The 22,743-nt window shown below is 68.0% G+C and carries 26 protein-coding genes; 12 read left to right on the top strand and 14 right to left on the bottom strand.

The features are described 5' to 3' along the window. Positions 1–78: 78 nt before the first annotated feature. From AC5Y5Z_RS21570 to AC5Y5Z_RS21560, 3 genes are read left to right on the top strand one after another with little or no spacing between them, the layout of a single operon-like run. Complete coding sequence (locus AC5Y5Z_RS21570) at positions 79–690, top strand: acid phosphatase (protein WP_463828239.1); 612 nt, start codon at positions 79–81, stop codon at positions 688–690. Further along, positions 660–1,775 carry an isochorismate synthase gene (locus tag AC5Y5Z_RS21565; RefSeq protein WP_499927501.1) on the top strand — a complete coding sequence of 372 codons (1,116 nt, stop codon included), beginning with the start codon at positions 660–662 and terminating at the stop codon, positions 1,773–1,775. Before AC5Y5Z_RS21570 ends, AC5Y5Z_RS21565 begins: the two co-directional genes overlap by 31 nt. A gap of 44 nt (positions 1,776–1,819) precedes the next feature. Beyond that, positions 1,820–2,248, top strand: a complete 429-nt coding sequence (locus AC5Y5Z_RS21560) for a GNAT family N-acetyltransferase (protein ID WP_499927499.1) — start codon at positions 1,820–1,822, stop codon at positions 2,246–2,248. On the opposite strand, the gene AC5Y5Z_RS21555 is transcribed toward AC5Y5Z_RS21560, so the two are convergent. Further along, positions 2,200–2,631 carry a hypothetical protein gene (locus tag AC5Y5Z_RS21555; RefSeq protein WP_499927426.1) on the bottom strand — a complete coding sequence of 144 codons (432 nt, stop codon included), beginning with the start codon at positions 2,629–2,631 and terminating at the stop codon, positions 2,200–2,202. The genes AC5Y5Z_RS21560 and AC5Y5Z_RS21555 overlap by 49 nt on opposite strands. Before the next feature lie 52 nt (positions 2,632–2,683). Between AC5Y5Z_RS21555 and AC5Y5Z_RS21550 the strand changes: the two genes are divergently transcribed. Then, entirely contained in the window at positions 2,684–3,649 is a 966-nt protein-coding gene (locus AC5Y5Z_RS21550; protein WP_463828241.1) for a diacylglycerol/lipid kinase family protein, read from the top strand. 285 nt (positions 3,650–3,934) lie between these two features. Further along, a complete protein-coding gene (gene whiB1, locus AC5Y5Z_RS21545; protein ID WP_036353357.1) occupies positions 3,935–4,189 on the top strand; it encodes a transcriptional regulator WhiB1 in 255 nt (84 codons plus the stop codon). A 66-nt stretch (positions 4,190–4,255) separates the two neighbouring features. Here the strand turns inward: whiB1 and AC5Y5Z_RS21540 are convergent, their stop codons facing one another. Both AC5Y5Z_RS21540 and AC5Y5Z_RS21535 read right to left on the bottom strand, forming a co-directional pair. Further along, positions 4,256–5,758 (bottom strand): sensor histidine kinase, encoded by a 1,503-nt coding sequence (locus AC5Y5Z_RS21540; RefSeq protein ID WP_499927423.1) that lies wholly within the window; start codon positions 5,756–5,758, stop codon positions 4,256–4,258. 9 nt (positions 5,759–5,767) lie between these two features. Then, positions 5,768–5,983 (bottom strand): biotin/lipoyl-binding carrier protein, encoded by a 216-nt coding sequence (locus AC5Y5Z_RS21535; RefSeq protein ID WP_463828350.1) that lies wholly within the window; start codon positions 5,981–5,983, stop codon positions 5,768–5,770. A 192-nt stretch (positions 5,984–6,175) separates the two neighbouring features. Here AC5Y5Z_RS21535 and AC5Y5Z_RS21530 point away from each other — a divergent pair, with 192 nt between their 5' ends. After that, the gene (locus AC5Y5Z_RS21530) at positions 6,176–6,250 is read left to right on the top strand and encodes a 50S ribosomal protein bL37 (protein WP_089025046.1); all 75 of its coding nucleotides are present in this window, start codon (positions 6,176–6,178) and stop codon (positions 6,248–6,250) included. A 3-nt stretch (positions 6,251–6,253) separates the two neighbouring features. Here AC5Y5Z_RS21530 and rsrA read toward each other — a convergent pair whose 3' ends face one another. Together rsrA and AC5Y5Z_RS21520 are read right to left on the bottom strand one after the other, a co-directional pair. Beyond that, positions 6,254–6,559 (bottom strand): mycothiol system anti-sigma-R factor, encoded by a 306-nt coding sequence (gene rsrA / locus AC5Y5Z_RS21525; RefSeq protein ID WP_473139229.1) that lies wholly within the window; start codon positions 6,557–6,559, stop codon positions 6,254–6,256. After that, positions 6,556–7,209: a sigma-70 family RNA polymerase sigma factor gene (locus tag AC5Y5Z_RS21520; RefSeq protein WP_463828351.1), complete on the bottom strand. Its 654-nt coding sequence runs from the start codon at positions 7,207–7,209 to the stop codon at positions 6,556–6,558. The genes rsrA and AC5Y5Z_RS21520 overlap by 4 nt, the downstream gene beginning before the upstream one ends. Positions 7,210–7,769: 560 nt before the next feature. On the opposite strand from AC5Y5Z_RS21520, the gene AC5Y5Z_RS21515 reads away from it, so the two are divergent. The 3 genes from AC5Y5Z_RS21515 (at position 7,770) to AC5Y5Z_RS21505 (ending at position 9,309) form a co-directional block, all read left to right on the top strand. Beyond that, entirely contained in the window at positions 7,770–7,943 is a 174-nt protein-coding gene (locus AC5Y5Z_RS21515) for a hypothetical protein (protein ID WP_499927421.1), read from the top strand. 68 nt (positions 7,944–8,011) lie between these two features. Beyond that, positions 8,012–8,860 carry an SDR family oxidoreductase gene (locus AC5Y5Z_RS21510; protein ID WP_463828245.1) on the top strand — a complete coding sequence of 283 codons (849 nt, stop codon included), beginning with the start codon at positions 8,012–8,014 and terminating at the stop codon, positions 8,858–8,860. 26 nt (positions 8,861–8,886) lie between these two features. Continuing rightward, positions 8,887–9,309 (top strand): YbaK/EbsC family protein, encoded by a 423-nt coding sequence (locus AC5Y5Z_RS21505; RefSeq protein ID WP_473139231.1) that lies wholly within the window; start codon positions 8,887–8,889, stop codon positions 9,307–9,309. 14 nt (positions 9,310–9,323) lie between these two features. Here AC5Y5Z_RS21505 and AC5Y5Z_RS21500 read toward each other — a convergent pair whose 3' ends face one another. Further along, positions 9,324–10,070: an SDR family NAD(P)-dependent oxidoreductase gene (locus tag AC5Y5Z_RS21500; RefSeq protein ID WP_499927419.1), complete on the bottom strand. Its 747-nt coding sequence runs from the start codon at positions 10,068–10,070 to the stop codon at positions 9,324–9,326. A 109-nt stretch (positions 10,071–10,179) separates the two neighbouring features. On the opposite strand from AC5Y5Z_RS21500, the gene AC5Y5Z_RS21495 reads away from it, so the two are divergent. Further along, the gene (locus tag AC5Y5Z_RS21495) at positions 10,180–10,950 is read left to right on the top strand and encodes an SDR family NAD(P)-dependent oxidoreductase (RefSeq protein ID WP_499927417.1); all 771 of its coding nucleotides are present in this window, start codon (positions 10,180–10,182) and stop codon (positions 10,948–10,950) included. 50 nt (positions 10,951–11,000) lie between these two features. On the opposite strand, the gene AC5Y5Z_RS21490 is transcribed toward AC5Y5Z_RS21495, so the two are convergent. Next, the gene (locus AC5Y5Z_RS21490) at positions 11,001–11,756 is read right to left on the bottom strand and encodes an SOS response-associated peptidase (RefSeq protein WP_499927415.1); all 756 of its coding nucleotides are present in this window, start codon (positions 11,754–11,756) and stop codon (positions 11,001–11,003) included. A 43-nt stretch (positions 11,757–11,799) separates the two neighbouring features. Between AC5Y5Z_RS21490 and aroA the strand changes: the two genes are divergently transcribed. Both aroA and rsgA read left to right on the top strand, forming a co-directional pair. Beyond that, positions 11,800–13,068 (top strand): 3-phosphoshikimate 1-carboxyvinyltransferase, encoded by a 1,269-nt coding sequence (gene aroA / locus AC5Y5Z_RS21485; protein WP_499927413.1) that lies wholly within the window; start codon positions 11,800–11,802, stop codon positions 13,066–13,068. Next, positions 13,065–14,045, top strand: a complete 981-nt coding sequence (gene rsgA, locus AC5Y5Z_RS21480) for a ribosome small subunit-dependent GTPase A (protein WP_473139236.1) — start codon at positions 13,065–13,067, stop codon at positions 14,043–14,045. Before aroA ends, rsgA begins: the two co-directional genes overlap by 4 nt. A gap of 142 nt (positions 14,046–14,187) precedes the next feature. Here the strand turns inward: rsgA and AC5Y5Z_RS21475 are convergent, their stop codons facing one another. Genes AC5Y5Z_RS21475 through AC5Y5Z_RS21445 form a run of 7 tightly spaced genes read right to left on the bottom strand, consistent with a single transcriptional unit; the run spans position 14,188 to position 22,743 of the window. Beyond that, positions 14,188–15,699, bottom strand: coding sequence for a GMC family oxidoreductase (locus AC5Y5Z_RS21475; RefSeq protein ID WP_499927410.1), 1,512 nt, complete (start codon positions 15,697–15,699; stop codon positions 14,188–14,190). 7 nt (positions 15,700–15,706) lie between these two features. Further along, positions 15,707–16,573 (bottom strand): beta-keto acid cleavage family enzyme, encoded by an 867-nt coding sequence (locus tag AC5Y5Z_RS21470; RefSeq protein WP_499927408.1) that lies wholly within the window; start codon positions 16,571–16,573, stop codon positions 15,707–15,709. Positions 16,574–16,583: 10 nt separating this feature from the next. Next, a complete protein-coding gene (locus AC5Y5Z_RS21465) occupies positions 16,584–17,120 on the bottom strand; it encodes a hypothetical protein (RefSeq protein ID WP_499927406.1) in 537 nt (178 codons plus the stop codon). A 1-nt stretch (position 17,121) separates the two neighbouring features. Continuing rightward, positions 17,122–18,840 carry a GMC oxidoreductase gene (locus tag AC5Y5Z_RS21460; RefSeq protein WP_499927404.1) on the bottom strand — a complete coding sequence of 573 codons (1,719 nt, stop codon included), beginning with the start codon at positions 18,838–18,840 and terminating at the stop codon, positions 17,122–17,124. Continuing rightward, positions 18,821–20,299, bottom strand: a complete 1,479-nt coding sequence (locus AC5Y5Z_RS21455; protein ID WP_499927402.1) for a flavin-containing monooxygenase — start codon at positions 20,297–20,299, stop codon at positions 18,821–18,823. The genes AC5Y5Z_RS21460 and AC5Y5Z_RS21455 overlap by 20 nt, the downstream gene beginning before the upstream one ends. Positions 20,300–20,325: 26 nt before the next feature. Then, positions 20,326–21,435 carry an AraC family transcriptional regulator gene (locus AC5Y5Z_RS21450; RefSeq protein WP_499927400.1) on the bottom strand — a complete coding sequence of 370 codons (1,110 nt, stop codon included), beginning with the start codon at positions 21,433–21,435 and terminating at the stop codon, positions 20,326–20,328. Positions 21,436–21,462: 27 nt separating this feature from the next. Further along, positions 21,463–22,743, bottom strand: a complete 1,281-nt coding sequence (locus AC5Y5Z_RS21445; protein WP_463828258.1) for a fatty acid desaturase family protein — start codon at positions 22,741–22,743, stop codon at positions 21,463–21,465.

Here is a 22,743-nt window from a genome sequence, read left to right as displayed (position 1 = left end):
TACTGGCATGTATCAGATCGTCTGGTTCGGGTGGCGGGCCCGGCGGGGTCCCGGCGTGTCTCGGGCACAATCGCTGGCATGGGCGTGCAGAACCACCGGCTGTTGTTGTTGCGCCACGGCGAGACCGAATGGTCGAAATCCGGCCAGCACACCGGGCGCACGGATATCGAGCTGACCGACGCCGGCCGGGAGCAGGCGGAGTTCGCCGGGGTGGTACTCGGCGACCTCGGCCTGACGGACCCGTTCGTGATCTGCAGCCCGCGGCGCCGCGCGCTGGCCACCGCCGACCTGGCCGGCCTCATCATCGATCAGGTCACCCCGCTGCTCGCCGAATGGGACTACGGCGAGTACGAGGGTCTGACCACCCCGCAGATCCACGAATCGGACCCCGACTGGCTGGTGTGGACGCACGGATGCCCCGGCGGGGAAAGCGTCGCGCAGGTCAGCGAACGCGCCGACCGGGCCGTAGCTCTGGCGCTGGAGAACATGCAGAACCGGGACGTACTGCTGGTCAGCCACGGCCACTTCTCCCGCGCGGTGATCACCCGGTGGGTACAACTGCCGGTGCGCGAAGGCAGCCGCTTCGGCATGCCCACCGCGACGATCGCCGTGTGCGGGTTCGAGCACGGCATCCGGCAGCTCAGTCAGCTCGGGTTGAGCTGTCATCCCCGACCGAATGCGCTGACGTGAACCCGGAACCGCCTTTCGCGCTGATCGGACCGCGGGGGACCCTGGTTGCCGACGGCGTACGGGCACGTTACGACGATCTGCGGGCGGCCCAAGCGGCCCTGCGTTGCGGTGCCGCACCAATAGTGTTGGGCGCGTTGCCATTCGACGTGACCCGAGCGGCCGCGCTGGTGGTCCCGGAACACGTCGGCGCGCTTCCCGACTGGCCGACGGGTCCGCTGCCGACGGTTCGCATCGACTCGGCCGTGCCGCCCCCCGCCGAGCACCGCTCCCGGATCAGCCGCGCCCGCGAGCAGCTGGCCGCCGACGACAACCCGCTACACAAGGTGGTGCTGGCCCGGGCGTTGCAGTTGTCCGCCGACGCGCCGCTCGACCCCCGCGCGGTGCTGCGCAGGCTGGTCGCCGCCGACGCCGACGCCTACAGTTTTCTGGTCGACCTGAGCGCAGCCGGCGGCGACTACGTCGGGTCCGCGCTGGTGGGCGCCAGCCCGGAACTGCTGGTCGCGCGCTCCGGCGAGCGGGTGGTGTGCCGGCCCTTCGCCGGCTCGGCACCGCGCTCCCCGGACCCGGACACCGATGCCGCCAACGCCGCCGCGCTGGCCGGATCGGCCAAGGACCGACACGAGCACCGGTTGGTCATCGACGTGATGCGGGCGGCGCTGGAGCCGCTGTGCACCGACCTGACCATCGCCGCAGAGCCGCAGCTGAGTCGTACCGCGGCGGTCTGGCACCTGTGCACCCCGGTGACCGGCCGGCTTCGCGATACCTCAACCACTGCAATCGATTTGGCGTTGGCGTTGCATCCCACCCCGGCGGTCGGGGGGGTGCCGGCCGACGCGGCCGCCCAGCTGATCGCCGCGCTGGAAGGCGACCGCGGCTTCTACGCCGGCGCGGTGGGCTGGTGCGATGCCCGCGGGGACGGTGACTGGGTGGTGTCGATTCGGTGCGCACAACTTTCGGCCGACCGGCGTACCGCGCTCGCCCACGCCGGCGGCGGCATCGTGGCCGAGTCCGACCCCGACGACGAAGTCCTGGAAACCACAACGAAATTCGCCACCATCCTCAATGCGTTGGGAGTCGCGCAGTGACCATCCGTCGCGCCGCACCGGGCGATGTCGCCAACATCACCGCCATGATCCACGAACTCGCTGCCTTCGAACATGCCGCCCAGCACTGCACCGTCACCGAAAAGCAAATAGCCACAGCACTTTTCGATGACACGCCGACGGTGCACGCGCACGTCGTCGATGTCGACGGACAACTCGCCGCGATGGCGTTGTGGTTCCTCAACTTCTCCACCTGGGACGGCGCGGCGGGCATCTACCTGGAAGACCTCTACGTGCGGCCGGCGTTCCGGCGCCGCGGTCTGGCCCGCGACCTGCTGAGGACCCTGGCCGCCGAATGCCGCACCCACGGCTACACACGACTGGCGTGGGCGGTGCTCAACTGGAACGCGGACGCGATCGCCCTGTACGACGGGATCGGGGCGGCGCCGCAGCGCGAGTGGACGACCTACCGGTTGTCCGGTCCGGAGTTGGCCGCGCTGGCCGGACCCCGCTGATCGTCGCCGGCGGCCCAGCGCACCGCCGGCGGGCTGAACAGCAATCCCAGGGTGCCCAGTGCCACCAGCCCCAACGGGATGCCGTACACCGGCCGGTGGGATCCCACCGCCAGATACCAGGCCACCGGCAGCAGCAACAGCTGGGTGAACACGGCCAGCCCACGGCCCCACCGCTTGCCGGTCACCAGGGCCCGGCCCCCGGCCAGCACCGCGGCACCCACCACGGCGAACCACGCCGCGGCGCCCAGCCCGTTGACGACGTGCTGATCGGCCCCGGCCAGACCACGGACCACCAGGATCACGGCCACCACCAGCGCTGCCGCGCCCTGGGCCGCCACGACGAAGCCGGCGCGACGGACGGTGGGCGGGACGGGGATGCGCACAGAGCCAGCGTAGAGCGTGATCCGCACCGCATACCGCCTAAGCTCATGGCTCATGCGTGCCATGTTGATCGCCAACCCGATCGCCACCAGCATCACTCCGGCCGCCCGGGCGCTGGTGACGCACGCACTGGAAAGTCGCGTACAGCTCACCATCGCCAACACCGAACACCCCGGTCACGCGGAGGAACTCGGGCACACCGCAGCGGCGCAGGGGTACGACCTGGTCGTCGTGCACGGCGGTGATGGGACGGTGAGCGCGGTGGTCAACGGCATGCTCGGCCGTCCCGGTTCCACTCCGGCCGGGCCGGTGCCGGCGGTGGCGATCGTGCCCGGCGGCTCAGCCAACGTGCTGGCCCGGGCGCTGGGCATGCACCGCGACCCCACCGAGGCGACCAACCAGCTCATCGACCTGCTAGACGCGTACGAACAGCACCGGCAGTGGCGGCGCATCTCCCTGATCGACTGCGGCGAGATGTGGGCTCTGGTCAACGCCGGGATGGGCGTCGACGCGGAGGTGCTGGAGGCGGTCGAAGCGGCGCGCGAGCGGGGCGTCAAGGTCACGCCGATGAACTACTGGCGGATCGCGGTGCCCGTCTCGGTGCGGTTCAGCCGGCGTGACCCCAACTTGATCCTGGAATTGCCCGACAAGGAGCCCGTCTCCGGCGTGCACTTCGTCTGGGTGTGCAACACCAACGTATGGACCTACAGCGACGACCGGCCGATGGTCACCAACCCGGGTTGCAGCTTCGACTCCGGCCTGGGCATCTTCGCGCTCACCAGCATGAAGCTGATTCCGACCATCAAGGTGTTGCGCCAACTGCTCGCCAAGCGTCCCGATCCGCGGGGCAAGCAACTCATCCGCGACGACGATGTGAGTTACGTGACCGTCACCAAGATGGCTACGCCCGCCGCCTTCCAGTGCGACGGTGAGTACCTCGGTCTGCGCGATTCCATCACGTGCCGGGTCGTTCCGAGCGCCTTGGCGGTGGTTGCTCCGCCGCCGAATTCAGGTCCGTGACCTGCGCAGATCAAGCTGTGACGAGCTCGCGACGAAAATGTGGGGCGAAATTCGCCGAGTAGTGTAGTACAACTGGTTAAGGGCATGGGTAAGAGATCGGTGAAGTGAGATAGCCCACGAGCCCGCGTAACACTATTGACATCTGTTGAGCCTGTGAAACGATCAAAAGGTTGCATGCACAGAGATATGCAGAGGTACGGAAAATCCCTTTCTTGCGCACGCTTTAACAGCCAAGAAGAAAATGCCCGTGTGCAGTGCTGCGCACATAGTGAGGAGTAGAGACTAATGGATTGGCGCCATAGGGCGGTGTGTCGCGACGAAGATCCGGAACTGTTCTTCCCGGTTGGGAACAGCGGCCCGGCACTCGCGCAGATCGCTGACGCGAAACTGGTCTGTAATCGGTGTCCGGTGACCACGGAATGTCTCGGATGGGCTCTGAACACCGGTCAGGACTCGGGCGTGTGGGGCGGAATGAGCGAAGACGAGCGGCGCGCACTCAAGCGCCGCAACGCCCGGACGAAAGCCCGAAGCGGAGTCTGAACCCAGACTTCACAGCTAATGCGGCCCCGGAGATTTCCGGGGCCGCATTGCTGCGTGCGACCACAGTCACAGCAGCAACCGGCCCCGTCGACCGATCGGCACCCGCAGCACCACGTCGGTGCCGCGCTCGGCGCTTTCCCGCATGTCCAGGGAGCCGTCCAATTCCGCGGAGACCAGCGTCCGGACGATCTGCAGCCCCAGGCTGTCGGACTTCTCCAGACTGAACCCGTCGGGCAGGCCGCGTCCGTCGTCGTGGACCACGACGTCCAGCCAGCGGGCCGAGCGTTCGGCCCGGATCGTCACCGACCCGACCGCGGCCGTCGGATCGAACGCGTGCTCGATCGCGTTCTGCACCAGTTCGGTGATCACCATGATCAGCGCTGTCGCCCGGTCGGAGTCCAGGACTCCCAGGTCGCCGACCCGGTTGATCCGGATCGGGCGGTCCACCGAGGCCACGTCGTTCATGATCGGCAGGATCCGGTCGATCACCTCGTCGAGGTTGACCTGCTCGTCCACCGACATCGACAGCGCGTCGTGCACCAGCGCGATCGACGACACCCGGCGCACCGATTCGATCAGGGCCTCGCGACCCTCGGCGTTGACGGTGCGGCGGGCCTGTAGCCGCAGCAGCGCCGCCACCGTCTGCAGGTTGTTCTTCACCCGGTGGTGAATCTCACGGATGGTGGCGTCCTTGGAGATCAGCGCGCGGTCCCGGCGCTTGACCTCGGTGACGTCGCGGATGAGGATCGCCGCCCCGGCGTTCTCCCCGTGCACCACCAGCGGCAGCGTGCGCAGCAGAACGGTGGCGCCGCCCGCGTCGACCTCCATGCGCATGCTGGATCCGCCGGCCAGCAGGTTGAGGATGTGCTCGGCCACCTCCTGCGCCTCGAACGGATCCGAAATCAGCGGCCGGGTGATCTTGATCAGGTTGTGGCCCTCCAACTCGCTGGTCAGGCCCATCCGGTGGTAGGCCGACAGCGCGTTGGGACTGGCGTACGCCACGATGCCGTCGACGTCGAGGCGGATGAAGCCGTCCCCGGCGCGGGGCGTGGACCGCGACATGGCGACGTCGCCGACGTCGGGGAAGGCGCCGTCGGCGATCATGTGCAGCAGATCGTCGGCGCAGGCCCGGTAAGCCGTTTCCAAGTGGCCGGACATCCGCTCGGCTGCGGTGTCGGTTTGGTGCTGAGTCAGCACGGCCACCACGTTGTCGCGAAACCGCACCGGCGACGCGACGACGTGCGGCCCCGGCAGCGGCCACGAGTGTGGTTCACCCACGTCGCTCTCCTGCACGCCGACGCCGGCCGCGAAGGTCTGGGAGACCAGCGGCAATTGGTCGGCGGGCACGACGCTGCCCACCGCGTCGGTCTGCAGGACCGTCGGCGCGGTATTGGGCCGGCACTGCGCGACGCAGACCAGCACCTCGTCGTCGCGACGCACCCACATCAGGTAGTCGGCGAACGACAGGTCGGCCAGTAGCTGCCACTCCCCTACGACCGCGTGCAGGTGATCGACGGCGTTGCCGGGCAGCACCGTGTGTTCGGCGAGCAGATCACCGAGAGTGGACATGGGCTTCGGTCAGCTGATGACAGCGATCAGGTCGCCGGCCTGGATCACGTCACCGACCGACACGCTCACCTGACTGACGGTTCCACCGACTTCGGCCAGGACCGGGATCTCCATCTTCATGGACTCCAGCAGCACCACGATGTCGCCCTGGCCGATTTGGTCGCCTTCGTTGACCACGACTTCGAGCACGCTGGCCACGATCTCGGCGCGAACCTCCTCGGACATCATCACCCCACTCGTCTCGGCCAACTGCGCATGCTGCTCTCGGCTTTGTATATCGAACCATAAGGCCGTTGGCGACCGCGGCGCGCGGGCGGTGGACAGCGCATCGGTGTCCGCATGAGACACTGGACGGTAATCGAGCGGCCGCTGGCCGCCCAGCAGCTGCCCAGAAGCTTCACGAAACGAGGTTCAGACATGGCCAAGCGAGGCCGGAAGAAGCGCGACCGCAAGTACAGCAAGGCCAACCACGGCAAGCGGCCCAACGCCTGAGGATCAGAACTCGCCCTGGACGATCGTGGTCCGGCTGATCTGGATCCGCAGCCGCTCCCGTAGGCCGTCCGGAGCCTTCTCACCGCTGCATTTCATCGCGATCAGTTCTTTGATCCGCTCTTCGATGCCGTAGTGCTGCAGGCAGCCGGGGCAGGCATCGAGGTGCCGTTGCAGAATCGCCTTCTCGTCCGGCTGGCATTCGCCGTCGAGCAGGGTCCAGATCTGGGCGATGACCTGCGCGCAGCCCAGATGACGGTCGGAGTCGTGGCTACTCGAGCACGAACCGGCGGCGCCGGGTTGTTCACTCATGACGACACCTCCTCGTGCGCCTGCCCACGGACGAAGCCGCGGTCCTTGGCGACGTCGGCCAGCAGTTCGCGGAGCTGACGTCGGCCGCGGTGCAGCCGAGACATCACGGTACCGATCGGGGTGCCCATGATCTCGGCGATCTCTTTATAAGGGAAACCTTCGACGTCGGCGTAGTAGACGGCCATCCGGAACTCTTCCGGTAAGGCCTGCAGGGCCGCCTTGATCTCGGTGTCCGGTAGTGCTTCGAGTGCCTCGACCTCGGCAGAGCGCAGCCCGGTGGAGGAATGCTCGGCGTTGGCGGCCAGCTGCCAGTCGGTGATCTCGTCGGTCGGGTACTCCGCCGGCTGCCGCTGCTTCTTGCGGTAGCTGTTGATGTAGGTGTTGGTCAGAATGCGGTACAGCCACGCCTTGAGGTTGGTGCCCTCCCGGAACGAGCGGAACCCGGCGTAGGCCTTGACCATCGTCTCCTGCAGCAGGTCTTCGGCGTCGGCGGGGTTGCGGGTCATCCGCAGCGCACCGCCGTAGAGCTGGTCGAGCAGCGGAATCGCGTCACGCTCGAAGCGTGCCGTCAGTTCGGCGTCGGTCTCCTGGCGCGCGGGCGGCCCGTTTTCGGCGACCGAGGGTCCGGTCTCGCCATCGGTGTCGGCCATGTTGATTACCACGGTCCCTTCGGTTGCGGTGTGACCGGGCAACGCGGCCAGCGCCGCCGGACTCGCAAGGAAGCGATCCAACCGCGCGTCGCACAACAGGCTCGTCGCAGTTGACACCAGGTTCCTTTCTCCCAATCTAAAGGCCGCCACCGACAGTGTCTGCCTCGGACCGCTCGGCACGGATTTCACCGACGCCGATGTGAACGTCGCTTCAGTCAACGGCATTATCGGTCGAGGTATTTCCGGTCGGCAGTTGTCCGGCCATCCTGCAAGACTCGAGTGGTGCCAGTTGGCACGCACACCGTCTCCCGGCAGGTCCGCGGGCCATGGGCGCTCAGCGTCAGCCGCGAGTTCTGGGAGGGCTTCACTCCAGCCGCCCTGCGCCCGCAAGGTGCTCCCGGGCGCGTTGAGCACCACTTTTCTCGTCGAAGCGGACTGGTCAAGGGCCGAGGCGGTCGAACAAACGGCCCGCTTACTGGCGTTGGACGTGGATGCACGGGGGTGGGTCGACGTTGCGCAGCGGGATCCGGTGATCGCCGATGTCCAGCAGGAGCTGCCGGATGCTGCGATCGATGCAGGCCGAAGCAGCGGTGCTCGCGGTGCGGGAAATCAACGAACTGGGCCCGTTCGCCGCGGAACTCGTCGTCCTGCGCGGCGCCAACGTGCCCGACGGGTTGCCGACGCACGAACGCCGCCTGGACGCGGAGATCAGCGAACGGTACGGACCGTGGTGACGCTGCGCGCATCACGGGAGCGACGCACCGGAGAAATGGCCGGTCGAAGCGGAGGTTAGTGTGACGCCATGTCGCTGAATGGGAAGACCATGTTCATTTCCGGCGCCAGCCGCGGTATCGGCCTGGCGATCGCCAAGCGCGCCGCGCAGGACGGCGCCAATATCGCGCTGATCGCCAAGACCGCCGACCCGCACCCGAAGCTGCCGGGCACCGTCTACACCGCCGCCAAGGAACTCGAGGAGGCCGGCGGCCAGGCGCTGCCGATCGTCGGCGACGTGCGCGACCCGGAGTCCGTCGAGTCCGCGGTGGCCAAGGCGGTCGAGCAGTTCGGCGGCATCGACATCTGCGTCAACAACGCCTCGGCCATCAACCTCGGATCCATCACCGAGGTGCCGATGAAGCGCTTCGACCTGATGAACGGCATCCAGGTGCGCGGCACCTATGCGGTCTCGCAGGCGTGTCTGGCGCACATGAAGGGCCGCGAGAATCCGCACGTGCTGACGTTGTCGCCGCCGGTGCTGCTGGGCAAGGAATGGCTGAAGCCGACCGCATACATGATGGCCAAGTTCGGTATGACGTTGTGCGCGTTGGGCATTGCCGAGGAGATGCGGGAGGAGGGCATCGCGTCGAACACGCTGTGGCCCCGCACGATGGTGGCCACCGCCGCGGTGCAGAACCTGCTCGGCGGCGACGAGGCGATGGCCCGGTCCCGCAAGCCCGAGGTGTACTCCGATGCCGCATACGTGATCCTGAACAAGCCGTCGCGGGAGTACACCGGCAACATGCTGCTGTGTGAGGACGTGCTGGTCGAGTCCGGCGTCAGCGACCTGTCGGTCTACGACTGCGTACCGGGTTCGCAGTTGGGTGTGGACTTCTGGGTGGACGGGGTCAACCCGCCGGGGTACTCAGGCTCCTGAGCGCCGCCACGCCTGCGATTGCGGCGTTGGTCAAAGCCGGTGTGCGGCATGAGGTTCGGCAGTTCGAGATGGTTGCCGACCTGTCGCGGGGCACCGGGATCGCGCCGGCGCAGGTGTTCAAGACGCTGATCATCGCGCTGCCCGCTGAGCTGGCGGTCGCGGTGGTGCCGGTGCCGGCGAAGTTGTCTTTGAAGGCTGCCGCGGCCGCTTTCGGGGTGGCCAAGGCCAAGATGGCCGAACCCGCTGCGGCCGAGCGCTCGAGTGGCTATGTCGTCGGCGGGATTTCGCCGTTCGGTCAGCGTAGGCGGCTGCGGACCGCAGTGGACAGTTCAGTTGTGGAGTGGGACCGGGTGTTGTGCAGCGCGGGCCGACGGGGCTGGGATCTGGTGGTCGCGCCGGCAGATCTGCTCCGATTGACCGACGCGATCACCTGGGATCTGGCGATCTGAGCAAATGATGCCGTTCACACTGTCAGGTATCCGCCGTCGACGGCGATGGTGCTGCCGGTGATGTACGAAGCGGCATCGGTGCACAGGAACAGCGCTGCACCTGCGCAGTCCCGGGGGGTCCCCGGCCGGCCGAGCGGGGTGTGAAAGCCGATCTCGACGTCCCGGATTTGCGGGATCTGTATCGCCGGCTGCGTGATCCGGGTATCGATCAGCCCGGGCGCGACCGCGTTGACGCGAATGCCGTCGTCGGCCCAGCGGCGGGACAGATTCATCGTCAAAGCAAGCAGGCCCATCTTCGCTGAGGCGTAACCGGGAACGAACACCGCTGAACGGAAGGCGGACATCGATACGATGTTCACCACACTGGCACCGCCGGACACGTTGCTGGACTTGAGCTTTTCGTGACAACCCATGGTGAGCCGCATGGGACCGAACATGTTCTGCGCCACCGATGCGATGTAGCCGTCGGGATCGTATTCGTCACCCGCCGGGTAGGGGCCGCCAGCGTTGTTGACCAGGATGTCCAATTCGCCCAGTGAGTTCACCAGTGCGTCGACGGAGTCGGCCTCCTGAATGCGGCACTGCCGGTAGGCGAAAGAGCTGAGGTCGGCGTCGTATTCGGTTGGTGCAGTGCGCGTTCCGGTGACTGTGACGGAGGCGCCGGCCTGGGCAAAGGCCGCGGCGATACCGTTGCCGATCCCGCTGGTGCCGCCGGTGACCAGGACGTGGGCCCCGGTGAAGTCGAACTTGACTGAATTCACTCGGTCGTCCTCCAGTCGCCGAACCCGGGCCGCGCTCGATCGATCTCAGCCATGAGGTGCGATCCTTTACAGTCCTGAAGGTGAAAGTCAAGACCCGAGAGGGGTAACCATGGGACTGCGCGGCCTGGCCGACCGGGTCGCTGTCGTGGTGGGCGGCGCCACGGGCATCGGGGCGGTGACGGCGGCACGGCTGGGCGACGAAGGATGCCCGGTGGTGGTGGGTGACGTCGCCGCCGGTGCCGCCCGGCAGACCGCCGAGCGCATCGTCGCGGCAGGCGGTACGGCGTCGCATGTTGTCTTCGACTTGTCCGACACGGACTCCGTGGCCGCGCTGATGGACTGCGCAACAACGACTTTCGGTGGTGTCGACCTGTTGTTCAACGTGGGTGCGGACATGTCGACCTTGCGCGCCGACACCGACGTCGTCGACATCGAGTTCGACGTGTGGGATCGCGTCATGGCGGTCAACCTGCGTGGGTACGTCGCTGCCATGAAGTACGCCATCCCGCACATGCTGGACCGGGGCGGCGGGGCGATCGTGAACATGTCGTCGGCGGCGGCCTTCCAGGGCGAGCCCGCGCGTCCGGCCTATGCCACCGCCAAAGCCGGCATCGGCGCACTGACCAGACACGTCGCTGCCCGGTGGGGCAAGGAGGGGATCCGCTGCAACGCCGTCGCACCGGGCTTCACCGCAACCGACGCGATCCGTGCCGCCCCGCAGTGGTCACAACTGCAAGCCGGTGCACTCAAACGGATTCGAGGACACCGCGTCGGCGCTCCCGATGACATCGCGGCCTTGGTCGCCTTTCTGTTATCCGCGGAAGGCGAGTGGATCAATGGGCAGGTGATCAACATCGACGGTGGCACGGTGCTGCGTTGATCGGCAATCCTGAGCTCGCCAGGCGGCGCCGCATGGTCACGAGGACGCGCCTACAGCAAAGTCATCTGCCCAGGCTGCGACTCGGCCGGCTGCAACAGCTCCGGCCCGTTGTTGCGGACGCTGTTGACCAGCGTCGACACCTGGCGCACCGCAATGCCGCCGATGTCCGGCGGACGGGCAAGCAGTTCGGGGTCCAGCGGTGCGTCCGGATCCAGCCAGGCATCCCACTCGTCCTCGGCCAGGATCAGCGGCATCCGGTCGTGGATCTCAGCCAGTTCACCGACCGCGTCGGTGGTGATGATCGTACAGCTCAGCAGCGGATCCGCTTGCTTGTCTGGCTTCCATACCGACCACAGCCCGGCCATGAACAACGGCTCACCGTCGTTGCGGTGCATGAAAAACGGCGTCTTGGGCGACTTGCCGGTCTCCGGATTGGGCTGCCATTCATACCAACCGTCCATCGGGACCAGGCAGCGTTTGCTCTTTGCCGAGCCGCGGAAGGCCGGCGACGTGGCGACCTTATCGGCGCGGGCATTGATCAGCAGGGGGCCTTTGGTGTCCGGCGCACCGTCCGGGCCGGCTTTCACCCAGGGCGGCAGCAGGCCCCAGCGCATCAACCGCACCCGGCGGGTGGCCTCGTCGTCCGGCTCATCGTGCCGGGTCACCACGGTCGCGATGGCAGTGGTGGGTGCCACGTTGTAATTGGGCTCCGAACTGCGCTCGGAGGTACCGGTCGCTTCGTCGATCGCCTTGATTTTCTCGGCCAGCAGTGCCGGATCGGTGGTGACTGCAAAACGTCCACACATATCTCCATGTTGGCAGAAGCCACCGACACGAGATGATGGAGCGGTGAGCGCATGGCAGGCCCCGTCCGCACCGGCCCCGGTGCACGCGACCGTGACCGTCCCGGGCTCGAAGTCGCAAACGAATCGCACCTTGATTCTGGCGGCGCTCGGCGCCGGCACGTCGACCATTGCCGGAGCCTTGCGCAGCCGTGACACCGACCTGATGATCGGGGCGCTGCGAGCCCTGGGCCTGCGCGTCGACGGCACCAGCACCGACCTGACGGTGGACGGCCGCATCGAACCCGGCCCCGATGCCCGCATCGACTGCGGGCTGGCCGGCACCGTGCTGCGCTTCGTCCCCCCGCTGGCCGCACTCAGCGCCACCCCGGTCACGTTCGACGGCGACGAGCAGGCCCGTTCCCGACCCATCGCGCCCCTGCTGGATGCGCTGCGGGGTCTGGGCGTGCCGGTCGACGGGACCGGGTTGCCGTTCCGCGTGCAGGGCAGTGGTTCGGTGGCCGGCGGGACGGTGGCCATTGACGCCTCGGCGTCCTCGCAGTTCGTCTCGGGCCTGTTGCTGTCCGGGGCGTCGTTCACCGACGGCCTGACCGTGCAGCACACGGGTGAGTCGCTGCCCTCGGCGCCGCACATCGCGATGACAGTGGCGATGCTGCGCCAGGCCGGCGTCGACGTCGACGACTCGGTGGGCAATCGTTGGCACGTGCATCCGGGCACGGTGCAGGCCCGGCACTGGCAGGTCGAGCCCGACCTGACCAACGCGGTCGCGTTCCTGGCCGCCGCCGTGGTCACCGGAGGTTCCGTGCGCATCACCGGCTGGCCGGCAACCAGCGTGCAACCCGCCGGGCACATCCTGGACGTGTTGGCCAAGCTGAATGCGGTTGTCGAGCAGTGTGATTCGGCTCTGGAGGTGCAGGGTTCCCCCGGGTACGACGGGTTCGACATCGACCTGCGCGACGTCGGCGAACTGGCGCCTTCGGTGGCGGCGCTGGCGGCGCTGGCGGCGCCGGGATCGGTGTCGCACCTGAGCGGGATCGCGCATCTGCGCGGGCACGAGACCGACCGGCTGGCCGCCCTGAGCACTGAGATCAACCGCCTGGGTGGTGATTGCCGGGAGACCGACGACGGCCTGGTGATCACCGCCGGTCCGTTGCGCCCCGGGCTCTGGCGCGCCTACGCCGATCACCGGATGGCAATGGCCGGCGCGATCGTCGGGTTGCGGGTCCCCGGCGTGACGGTCGACGACATCGGCGCCACCACCAAGACGCTGCCGGAGTTTCCCCGACTGTGGACCGAAATGGTCAGCAGCGCGTGAGAACTGGCGACTACGACGAGTCCGACGTCAAGGTCCGGTCCGGCAAGGGATCGCGGCCCCGGACCAAGACCCGTCCGCAGCACGCCGACGCCGAGGCCGCCATGGTGGTCAGCGTCGACCGCGGCCGCTGGGGGTGCGTGCTGGGCGGGCAACCCGATCGCAGGGTCACGGCGATGCGGGCGCGCGAACTGGGCCGCACCCCGATCGTGGTCGGTGACGACGTCGACATCGTCGGCGACCTGTCCGGGCGCACCGACACCCTGGCCCGCATCGTGCGGCGGGGTCCGCGGCGAACGGTGTTGCGGCGCACCGCCGATGATGATGACCCCACCGAACGCGTGATCGTGGCCAACGCCGACCAACTGCTCATGGTGGTGGCACTCGCCGACCCGCCACCCCGCACCGGCCTGGTCGATCGCGCACTGATCGCCGCCTACACCGGCGGGCTGACGCCGATCCTGTGCCTGACCAAGACCGACCTCGCCCCACCCGAACCGTTCGCCGAACAATACGTCGACCTGGACCTCACCGTGGTCGTCGCCGGCGTCGACGACCCTCTGCTCGCGGTGGCAGACCTGCTCGACGACACGATCACAGTGCTGCTCGGGCACTCCGGAGTCGGCAAGTCGACACTGGTGAATCGCCTTGTGCCCGAGGCGGATCGGGCGGTGGGCAACGTCACCGACATTGGGCGGGGACGGCACACCTCGACCCAGTCGGTCGCGCTGCCGCTGCAAAACGGGGGATGGGTGATCGACACCCCCGGCATCCGATCGTTCGGCCTGGCCCACATCAAACCCGACGACGTGCTGAAGTCGTTCAACGATCTCGCTGAGGCCATCGAGGACTGCCCGCGCGGCTGCGGACACATGGGTCCGCCGGCCGATCCGGAATGCGCGCTGGACCTACTCACCGGCACCGCGGTGCGCCGTGTCGGTGCGGCCCGGCGGTTGCTGGCCACCCTGAGGGAGGGGTGAGACTTCGCGCGGTGAGTTTCCCTTGCCGAGCGGCCCCACAAGTACGGTTAAACGCCGCGAAAACCGTACATGTGGGGTCGCTCGCGCGAACGAATGGAACCCCGCAATCAGCGCACCACTCGGACGGATTTGACGCGTCTGATCAGGCGAGCAGGAAGTCCGCGCAGCGTTCGCCGATCATGATGGCGGCAGCATTGGTATTCGCGCGCGGAATCCGGGGTAGCGCCGATGCATCGGCGACCCGCAGATTGTCGACGCCGCGCACCCGCAGATGCTCGTCGAGGGGACTCTCGGGGTGCGTGCCCATCGCAACAGTGCAGGCCGGATGGTAGGTGGTGATCGCGGTCTGCCTGATGCACGACTCGAGGTCCGTACCGGGACCCGGCAGCAGCTCCGGTCCGAGGGCGGACGCGATCGGTTCGGTGGCCATGATTTCGCGCGTGCGCCGCACAGCGCGGATCAGCGCTTCGACATCCTCGCGCTCGGAGAGCAGATTCATCCGGATCACCGGTGGCGTCGCGGGATCCGATGAGCGTGTCAACACCTCGCCACGACTCTTCGGCGTCCAATACGAATGTCCAATCGACAGAGCGGGTTTCAGCGTGTCCGCTGCTGGATCGGCCGTGGTGTCGGCGAGGATGGTCATCAACTGAAAGTCGCAGGCCGGCAGCTCTGGTGTCGACCGGATGTGGGCGACCGCCTCGACGCCGCTGTTCGCGAGCTTGCCGCTGCGGCCGAATACCCACTGCAGCAACCATTTCGGGTGCGACGCGTCCGATAGGCCGACGTAGCCCGGCGCGAGGGACCAGATCGCCCAGGCGTGCGGGTGGTCGGTGAGGCCCTGACCGACCAGGGGACTGTCGGTGACCGGATTGATTCCAACGCTTCGCAAATGGTCGGCGGGACCGATGCCGGACAGCTGCAGCAAGTGTGGCGTGCGGTAGGCGCCCGCGCTCACGACGACGTGGCCGGCGAAGGCCTGCTGGACCCGACTCCCCCGTCCCTGACGGCGGTATTCGATGCCGACGGCGCGGCCCTTACGGATGATCACCCTGCCGACTTCGGCCCGGGTCAGGACGGTCAGATTGGGCCGCCGGCGCAGATAGCCGCGCGGCGTGCTCCAGCGCCGGCCTCGGTGGATGTTGACCGGGGCGATCGCCGCTCCGTCGAGTTCGGGTCCGCTGACGTCGTCGTCTGCGCAGACGCCCGCCGCCCGTGCCGCAGCGACGAACCGCCCCGACAGTTCGTCGGGGCAGGGGTTTCGCCCAATCCGCATCGGGCCCTGCTCAATTCGGGCGAACACCGGCGCCACGTCCGTCCACGACCAGCCGGGCAGTTGCCAACCGTCGTAGTCGAGATGGCTGCCCTTGACCCACACCATCATGTTCATCGCGCTGGTTCCACCGAGCACCCGACCGGCGTGCAACGGCATCCGGCGATCGCCGCAGGCGGCCTCCGGCTCGGATTGGTAGCACCAGTCCAGCGCGGTGCCGAATAGCCGGACGTTCGCCAGCGGCGCGCGCACCTCCAGTCGTCGGTCCGAACCGCCGGCCTCGACCAGCAGCACCCGGGACGTCGACTCCGCAGCAAGCCTTCCGGCCACCGCACATCCGGCTGATCCCGCTCCCACGACGATGTAGTCATATACAGCCACGGAACACCTACCGTAGCGCCAGAATTCGTGCCGCTTGCGCTGGCGTTGCGACCGAGCGGCCCGAACGTTCGCACAGGCGAACGGCTTCCGCCACCAATTCGACATTGGACGGCGACCGGTCGCCGCGGTAGAACTCCAATCCCAGGTGCAGGTGGCCGCCGCGTGCGAGCGCCAGCTCAGCGATCGGACAAGCGCACAAGTCCCCGCCGACCACCGAAACAGCCCACGGAATGTCGCACCCGTCGAGCAGTTCCAGGTAGGCGTCGAGTGCGCGCTCGGTGGGCGGCAACCCGAAAGGGGCGCCCAGGTAACCGGATTCGGTGGCGAAGTAGAGCTTGATCATCGTCCCCTGCGGCAGCCGGCCCGCCCGCCACCACGCGAGCGCGGCCCGCAGGAACCCGGGTTCGTAGATGGCCAGACTGGGCCCGAGCCGGGCTTCGCGGCAGATCCGGAAAGCACGCTCGATCGTCTCAAATGAGTTGCGGTAGACGAAATCTCCGGCCGGCACCCCGTCAGCGTCGGTGCCGCCGAGATTGACCGATCCGGGGTCGGTGAGCCCCACGCGCAGCCCGGCCGCGGCCAGCGGCACCAGGTGTTCGTAGGAGATCGAGAGCTCCGCACCGAAATGCACCGTCGGGTACAGCAACGCGTCGGGTCGGGCGGCCAGGACCGGCCGCCATCCCTCGAGGTAGCGTTCGGCCGCTTCTGCCACGCTGACCCCATGCAGGTCGATGTGGTTGTGAATGATCGCCGCGCCCGCCTCGATGCACGCCAACGCGTCCGCGGCGATCTCCGAAGGCGTCACCGGCACCTGGGGATTGACCGACTTGGGGGTGACGCCGTTGATGGCGCATTCGATGATGACCGGAGTCATTTCGAGGCAGTCAGAGCCAGCCGGTGCGGGCGGCGGGTACCGGCTCGGGGGGCGACGGCGCCAAATGCCCGTCGCGCACCCCGTCGAGCATCCGTTGCACCGCGGCCACGATTTCCGGTGCCGCCGAGGCGATTCCGGCCACGTCGGCCTCGCTGACCTGGTCCGCACCGATGCCGGCCCGGGCCAGCACGGCGGGCGGGTCGGCCAGTTCCTCGGCCAGCCAGGCGACGGGGTCGGCGGACAGCTCCGGGACGAAGTGCCGGCCGCCGGGTTCCCAGCCGTCGAACCGGGGGTGGTGATGGGCCCGGTCCAGCGTGCCGGGCGGGCTTTCGGTGGAGCCGAACAGGTCCACCCGCCACACCGGGCGGTTGAAGGCGATCGGGATGCCGGCGTAGATCGATCCGTGCGGGTCGGCCCGGTCGACGATGCGCAGCTCCAGCCTGACTCCCCGTTCCGGGGTCTCCTGGCCGGTGCGCGGGTTCGGGTCGACGAAGTACATGTCCCCGACGACCACACCCAGGTTCTCGAATCCGAACGCGGCAAGCATGTCAGCGAGCGTAGTCCCGCTCGGAGCGCAGCGCGCCGGGCGCGGTCACCGGGACGGCCGGCCGGACCGGCGCCACCGGGGCGATGCGTTCGTAAGGTGACCCCAGCGGCGGCCGCGGGTCCGACTCGCCCTTGTTCGGCCACAGCGAGGTGGCCCGCTCGGCCAGCGCGGTGATGGTCAGGGACGGGTTGACGCCCAGGTTGGCGGTGATCGTGGACCCGTCGATGACGTGCAACCCGGGGTGGCCGTGCATGCGGTGGTAGGGGTCCACCACGCCAGAGTCCGCCGATTCGGCGATCACGCAGCCGCCGATGAAGTGCCCCGTCATCGGGATGTCCGCCAGGTCCGCCCAAGCGCCCCCGGCGATGCCGTCGAGGTGCTCGGCCGCGCGCCGGGCGACTTCGTGACCGACCGGGATCCAGGTCGGGTTCGGCTCGCCCACGCCTTGCCGGGACTTCATCCGGCGCCCGAACAGCCAGGGGCGGGTGTAGGTGGTCAGCGAATTGTCGTGGGTTTGCATGACCAGCAGCGGAATGGTCTGCTCCGACCAGCGCTTCGGGTTGAGCAGCCGGCGCAGGTCCCGACGTTGGCGGACAAGCTCTTTCATCCCGGTCCGCCATCGCCTCCCCCCGTCCAATCCGTCGACCAGGACGGTGCCCATCAGCCCCATCAGGTTCGAGTCGTGGCCGTAACGGCAGGGCTCGACGTGGGTGTGGTCGTCCGGGTGGATGGAGGACGTGATCGCGACACCCTCGGAATAGTCCACGTCGTCGCGACGGGCCCGCACGGCCAGGATCGCCTCGGAATTGGTCCGGGACAGCTCGCCGAGCTTGGGCGAGATGTGCGGCAGGCTACCGCGGTCGCGCAGCTTGTGTAGCAGCCGCTGGGTGCCTAGGGCAGCTGCGGAGAACACCACCTGCTCGGCGGTGAAAACACGCCGTCGGCGCCGCAGTTTGCCGCCGGTGCGGCGGGTCACCACGTCGTACCCGCCGCCGGCGCGGGGCCGCACGTCGACGACGGTGGTCAGCGGGTGGACCGTCGCGCCGAGGTTCTCGGCCAGGTAGAGATAGTTCTTGACCAGCGTGTTCTTAGCGTTGTGCCGACACCCGGTCATGCATTCGCCGCAGTGCCGGCAGGCGTTGCGGTCCGGGCCGGCCCCGCGGAAGTACGGGTCGCCCACCGGGGCGCCCGGCTCGGCCAGCTTGCCGTCGGACCCGGTGAAACACACCCCGACCGGGGTGGCGTGGAACGTGTCGGCGACGCCGAGATCGGTGGCGATCTTCAGCATCACCTTGTCCGACGGCGTGGTCCGCGGGTAGGTCTCGACGCCCAGCATCCGCTTGGCCTGGTCGTACCAGGGCAGCAGTTCGTCCTTCCAGTCGGTGATGCCGCTCCAGCGCGGGTCGGCGAAGAACCCGTCGCCGGGCTGGTAGAGCGTGTTCGCGTACACCAGCGAGCCGCCGCCGACCCCGGCGCCGCTGAGCACCACCGCGTCGGTGAGCACGTCGATGCGCTGGATGCCGTAACACCCGATCGAGGGCTTGAACAGGTAATCGCGGACGTGCCAGCTGTTCACCGCGTAGTCCTCGTCCCGGAACCGGCGTCCGGCCTCGAGAACGCCTACCCGGTAACCCTTTTCGCTGAGCCGCAGCGCGGTGACGCTGCCCCCGAAACCGGATCCGATGACCAGCACGTCATAGTCAAACGAGGCTTGACTCACGCGACAACACCTCCTGGAAATCGCCGAGGGCTGCGGTCCGGGTGCGACGCTGATATTCGTGCACCAGCCCGGGCCAGTTGGTGGTTACCCGGCCGGACGCGGTGCGATACCACGAGTCGCAACCGGTCCACACACCCTTGTCGAGGCGGGCCTGGACTTCGGCGTCGTAGGCCCGCTCGACGGAGGGCCGGACTTCGAAGGCGCGCCCGGGTCCGCGGCGGGCGAGCTCGGTCACGATCTGACGGATGTAGCCGGCCTGCTGCTCCATCATCAGGATGACCGAGCTGCTGCCGAGATTGGTGTTGGGGCCGTAGATCAGGAACATGTTCGGGAAGCCGGTGACCGCGATGCCGAGGTGTGCGCGGGCACCGTCGGCCCACTCGGCGTTCAGGTCCCGTCCGCCGCGGCCGGTGATCGTCATCGGCGCGAGAAACTCGGTGGCCTTGAAGCCGGTGCCGTAGATGATCACGTCCACCTCGTGCAGCCGGCCGTCGGCGGTACGCACCCCCGTCGGCGTCACCTCGGTGATCTCTTCGGTCTGCACGTCGACGTTGTCGCTGGCCAGCGCCGGATACCAGTCGCTGCTGAACAGCACCCGCTTGCACCCGATCGGGTAGTCGGGGGTGAGCTTGGCCCGTAGCTCCGGGTCTTTGATGTGCCGCTTCAGGTTCGCCGACGCCAGCGCCTGCAGCATCCGGGCCAGGGGTTTGGCCCTGGTCAGGGCCAGGCCCAGCAGTTCGGTGGTCTCCCAGATCACGCCACGCATGGCGGCAGCCCAGCCGGGCACCTTCTCGAACGCGGCGTGGTGCCGGTCGGTGTAGGCCCGGTCCACCTTCGGCACCACGTAGGGCGCGGAGCGTTGGAAGATGGTGACCTGTCCGGCGGTTTGGCGGATGCGCGGAACGAACTGGATGGCCGACGCCCCGGTGCCGAGCACCGCGACCCGCCGGCCGGTCAGGTCGACGTCGTGGCGCCACTGCGCGGAGTGGAAGGACGGCCCGGTGAACGAGTCCAGTCCCGGGATGTTCGGCAGCGAGGGACGCGACAGCTGGCCCACTGCCGGTACTAGCACCTCGGCTTCCAGGACTTCGCCGGATGCGGTGGTCACCCGCCAAGTGGCGGTGCCGTCGTCGTATTCGGCGGAGGTGACCTCGGCCCCGGTCCGGACCAGCTCGCGCAGGCCGAACTGCTCGGCGGTGTCGTGGATGTAGCCCAGGATGTCGGGTTGCTCGGCGTAGCGGCGCCCCCAGTCGTTCTTGCGGGCGAAGGAATAGGAGTACAGATTCGACGGGACGTCGCAGGCGGCGCCGGGATAGGTGTTCTCCCGCCACACACCGCCGATGTCGTCGGCCTTCTCCAGCACGGTGACGTCGGCGAGACCGTCGTGGGACAGTTCGTATGCGGCGGCCAGGCCTCCGAAGCCGGCGCCGATTACCAGGACACGGGGACGAAATCGCATGCTTTGAAACTACGAGCTATGGCACGTCACCGGAAGGCGATCGCGGACGCTGAATCCATAATTCCGGCCACGAACCGTTCCCGGGGCGCCACCGAACGCTGGTAGCGCGCAGGTGTGGTGCCGGTCCAGCGTTTGAACGCAGCGATGAAACTCGTCGCCTCCGCGTAGCCCAGCCGCAGCGCGACATCGTCCACCGACAGCGCACCGGTGGCCAGCAGCTCTTCGGCCAGCACCCGGTGCACTTCCTCAACCAGGTCCCGGAAGGTGGTGTTCTCCTCGGCCAGCCGGCGGCGCAGGGTGCGCTCGCTCATGGCGAGCTGCCGGGCGACGCTGGCGATGGTGTGGGTTTTACCGTCGATCTTGTCGTCCAGAGATGCCAACCGGTCCCGGACCTGCCGGGCCACCCCGGTGCGCTGCCGTCGGCGTTCCAGCAGAGCGGTGCACTGCTGCTCGCAGATGGTCACGCTCATCTCGCTGGCCTGGGGCAACCGGTTTTCCAGTAGCGCAGCCGGCCAGCGCGCCACATTGGCGGGCGCCTGGTATCGCGGGACCACCCCGAATACCTCCCGCACCGCGGTGTCCCCGGACGGCGGGGCCGCACCGGCGAACTCGATCGACATCAGCGGCAGCGGACCGCCCAGCAGCTCGGCCATCACCCGGCCGATCGCCGCGAGGTCGCGGCGCACCAGGAACTCGGCGACGGGACCGGTCAGATCGGGCAGATCGAGCCGCAGCGCCGCAACCGGTCCCTCCACCGTCACGCTGGGCAGACCGAAGCCGTAGCTGAGCTCGTAGAACCGGGCGGCGAACCGGACCGCGTCGCCCAGCGTCGAGCTGGTCAGGCAGGCGAACCCGAAGATCCCGAACGAGCCGACGTGGTAACTGCCGCCCACCCGCACCCCGAGGTCGGCCGGGTTGCCCAGCAGGCTCACCAGATTGGTCACCACCGCCAGCTCCTGGCGGCCGACGATCATCCGGCCCGGGTCGTGCAGGTCGGCCTCGGTCAGCCCGGACCCGCGCAGGACATCCTCGACGACGAGCCCGTTCGCGCAACCGAACTCGGTCATCAACGCGACGCTGCCGGTGTTGCGCGCGAAGTCCCAGTGCGACACCTGCTGTCCGGCGAAGACCTGCACGGTCTCCAGTATGGCGGCGCCTACCGGTTATGCGGCCAACTCACCGTTGACCGCCGCTGCGGCGGCACGCTTGGACTGCCGCCACCCGCGCACGGCCGCGATGGCAGATTTCAGCCCGCGGCGGCGGCCGGTCGTCGGGTCGGTCCCGGTGAACTCCGGTTCCAGGCCGACGAACATCCGCTCGCTGCGGGTCTCCGGCGCGTTGTCGGCGTCGTCGCGCAGGTACTTGTCCGGCAACGACAGCTTGGCGATGGTGCGCCACGTCTTGCCGTACTGCACCAGGAACGACCCGGTGGTGTAGGGCAGGTCGTACTTGTCGCAGATCTCGCGGACGCGCAGCGAGATCTCGTGCAGCCGGTTGCTGGGCAGGTCGGGATACAGGTGGTGCTCGATCTGGTGGCACAGGTTGCCGCTCATGAAGCGCAGCAACCAGCCACCCTCGAAGTTGGCGCTACCCAGCATCTGCCGCAGGTACCACTGGCCCTTGGTCTCGCCGACCATGTCCGTCTTGGTGAACTTCTCGGCGCCGTCGGGGAAGTGCCCGCAGAAGATGACGGCGTTGGCCCACACGTTGCGAATCACGTTCGCCGTCGCATTCGCCTTCAGCGTCGAGGTGTAGGTCGCGCCGGGCGACAGCGAGGTGAGCGCTGGGAACGCGAGGTAATCCTTGAGCACCTGGCGACCGGCCTTGGCCAGGAATTCGTCGATGCGCTGGCGGGCCTCGCCGTGCTCCATCCGCTTCTTGACGATTTTGCCGATTTCCACGTGCTGCAGGCCGACACCCCATTCGAACAGCAGCGCGAGCAAGGTGTTGTAGACGAGATTCATCAGGTTGAAGCGCTTCCAGCGCTGGTCACGGGTGACCCGCAGTAGGCCGTAGCCGACGTCGTCGTCCATACCCAGGATGTTGGTGTACTTGTGGTGCACGAAATTGTGGGTGTAGCGCCAGTGCTTGGACGACCCGCTCATGTCCCACTCCCAGGTCGAGGAGTGGATCTCCGGGTCGTTCATCCAGTCCCACTGGCCGTGCATGACGTTGTGGCCGATCTCCATGTTCTCGATGATCTTGGCCACACCGAGCGTGGCGGTGCCCGCCCACCATGCCGACCGCCGTTTGCTGGCGGCCAGCATCACCCGCCCAGCCACTTCGAGCGCGCGTTGCGCGGCGATGGTGCGACGGATATAGCGGGCGTCGCGCTGCCCGCGCGAGTCTTCGATGTCCTGGCGGATGGCATCGAGTTCGAAAGCCAGGTTTTCGATGTCGGCGTCGGTCAGATGTGCGAATTCTTCGACGTCGGTGATCGCCAT

The organism is Mycobacterium sp. NGS29 (assembly GCF_059812965.1).
The sequence above is the reverse complement of the archived record's forward strand: the minus strand, read 5'-3'. Positions and strand labels throughout refer to the sequence as shown.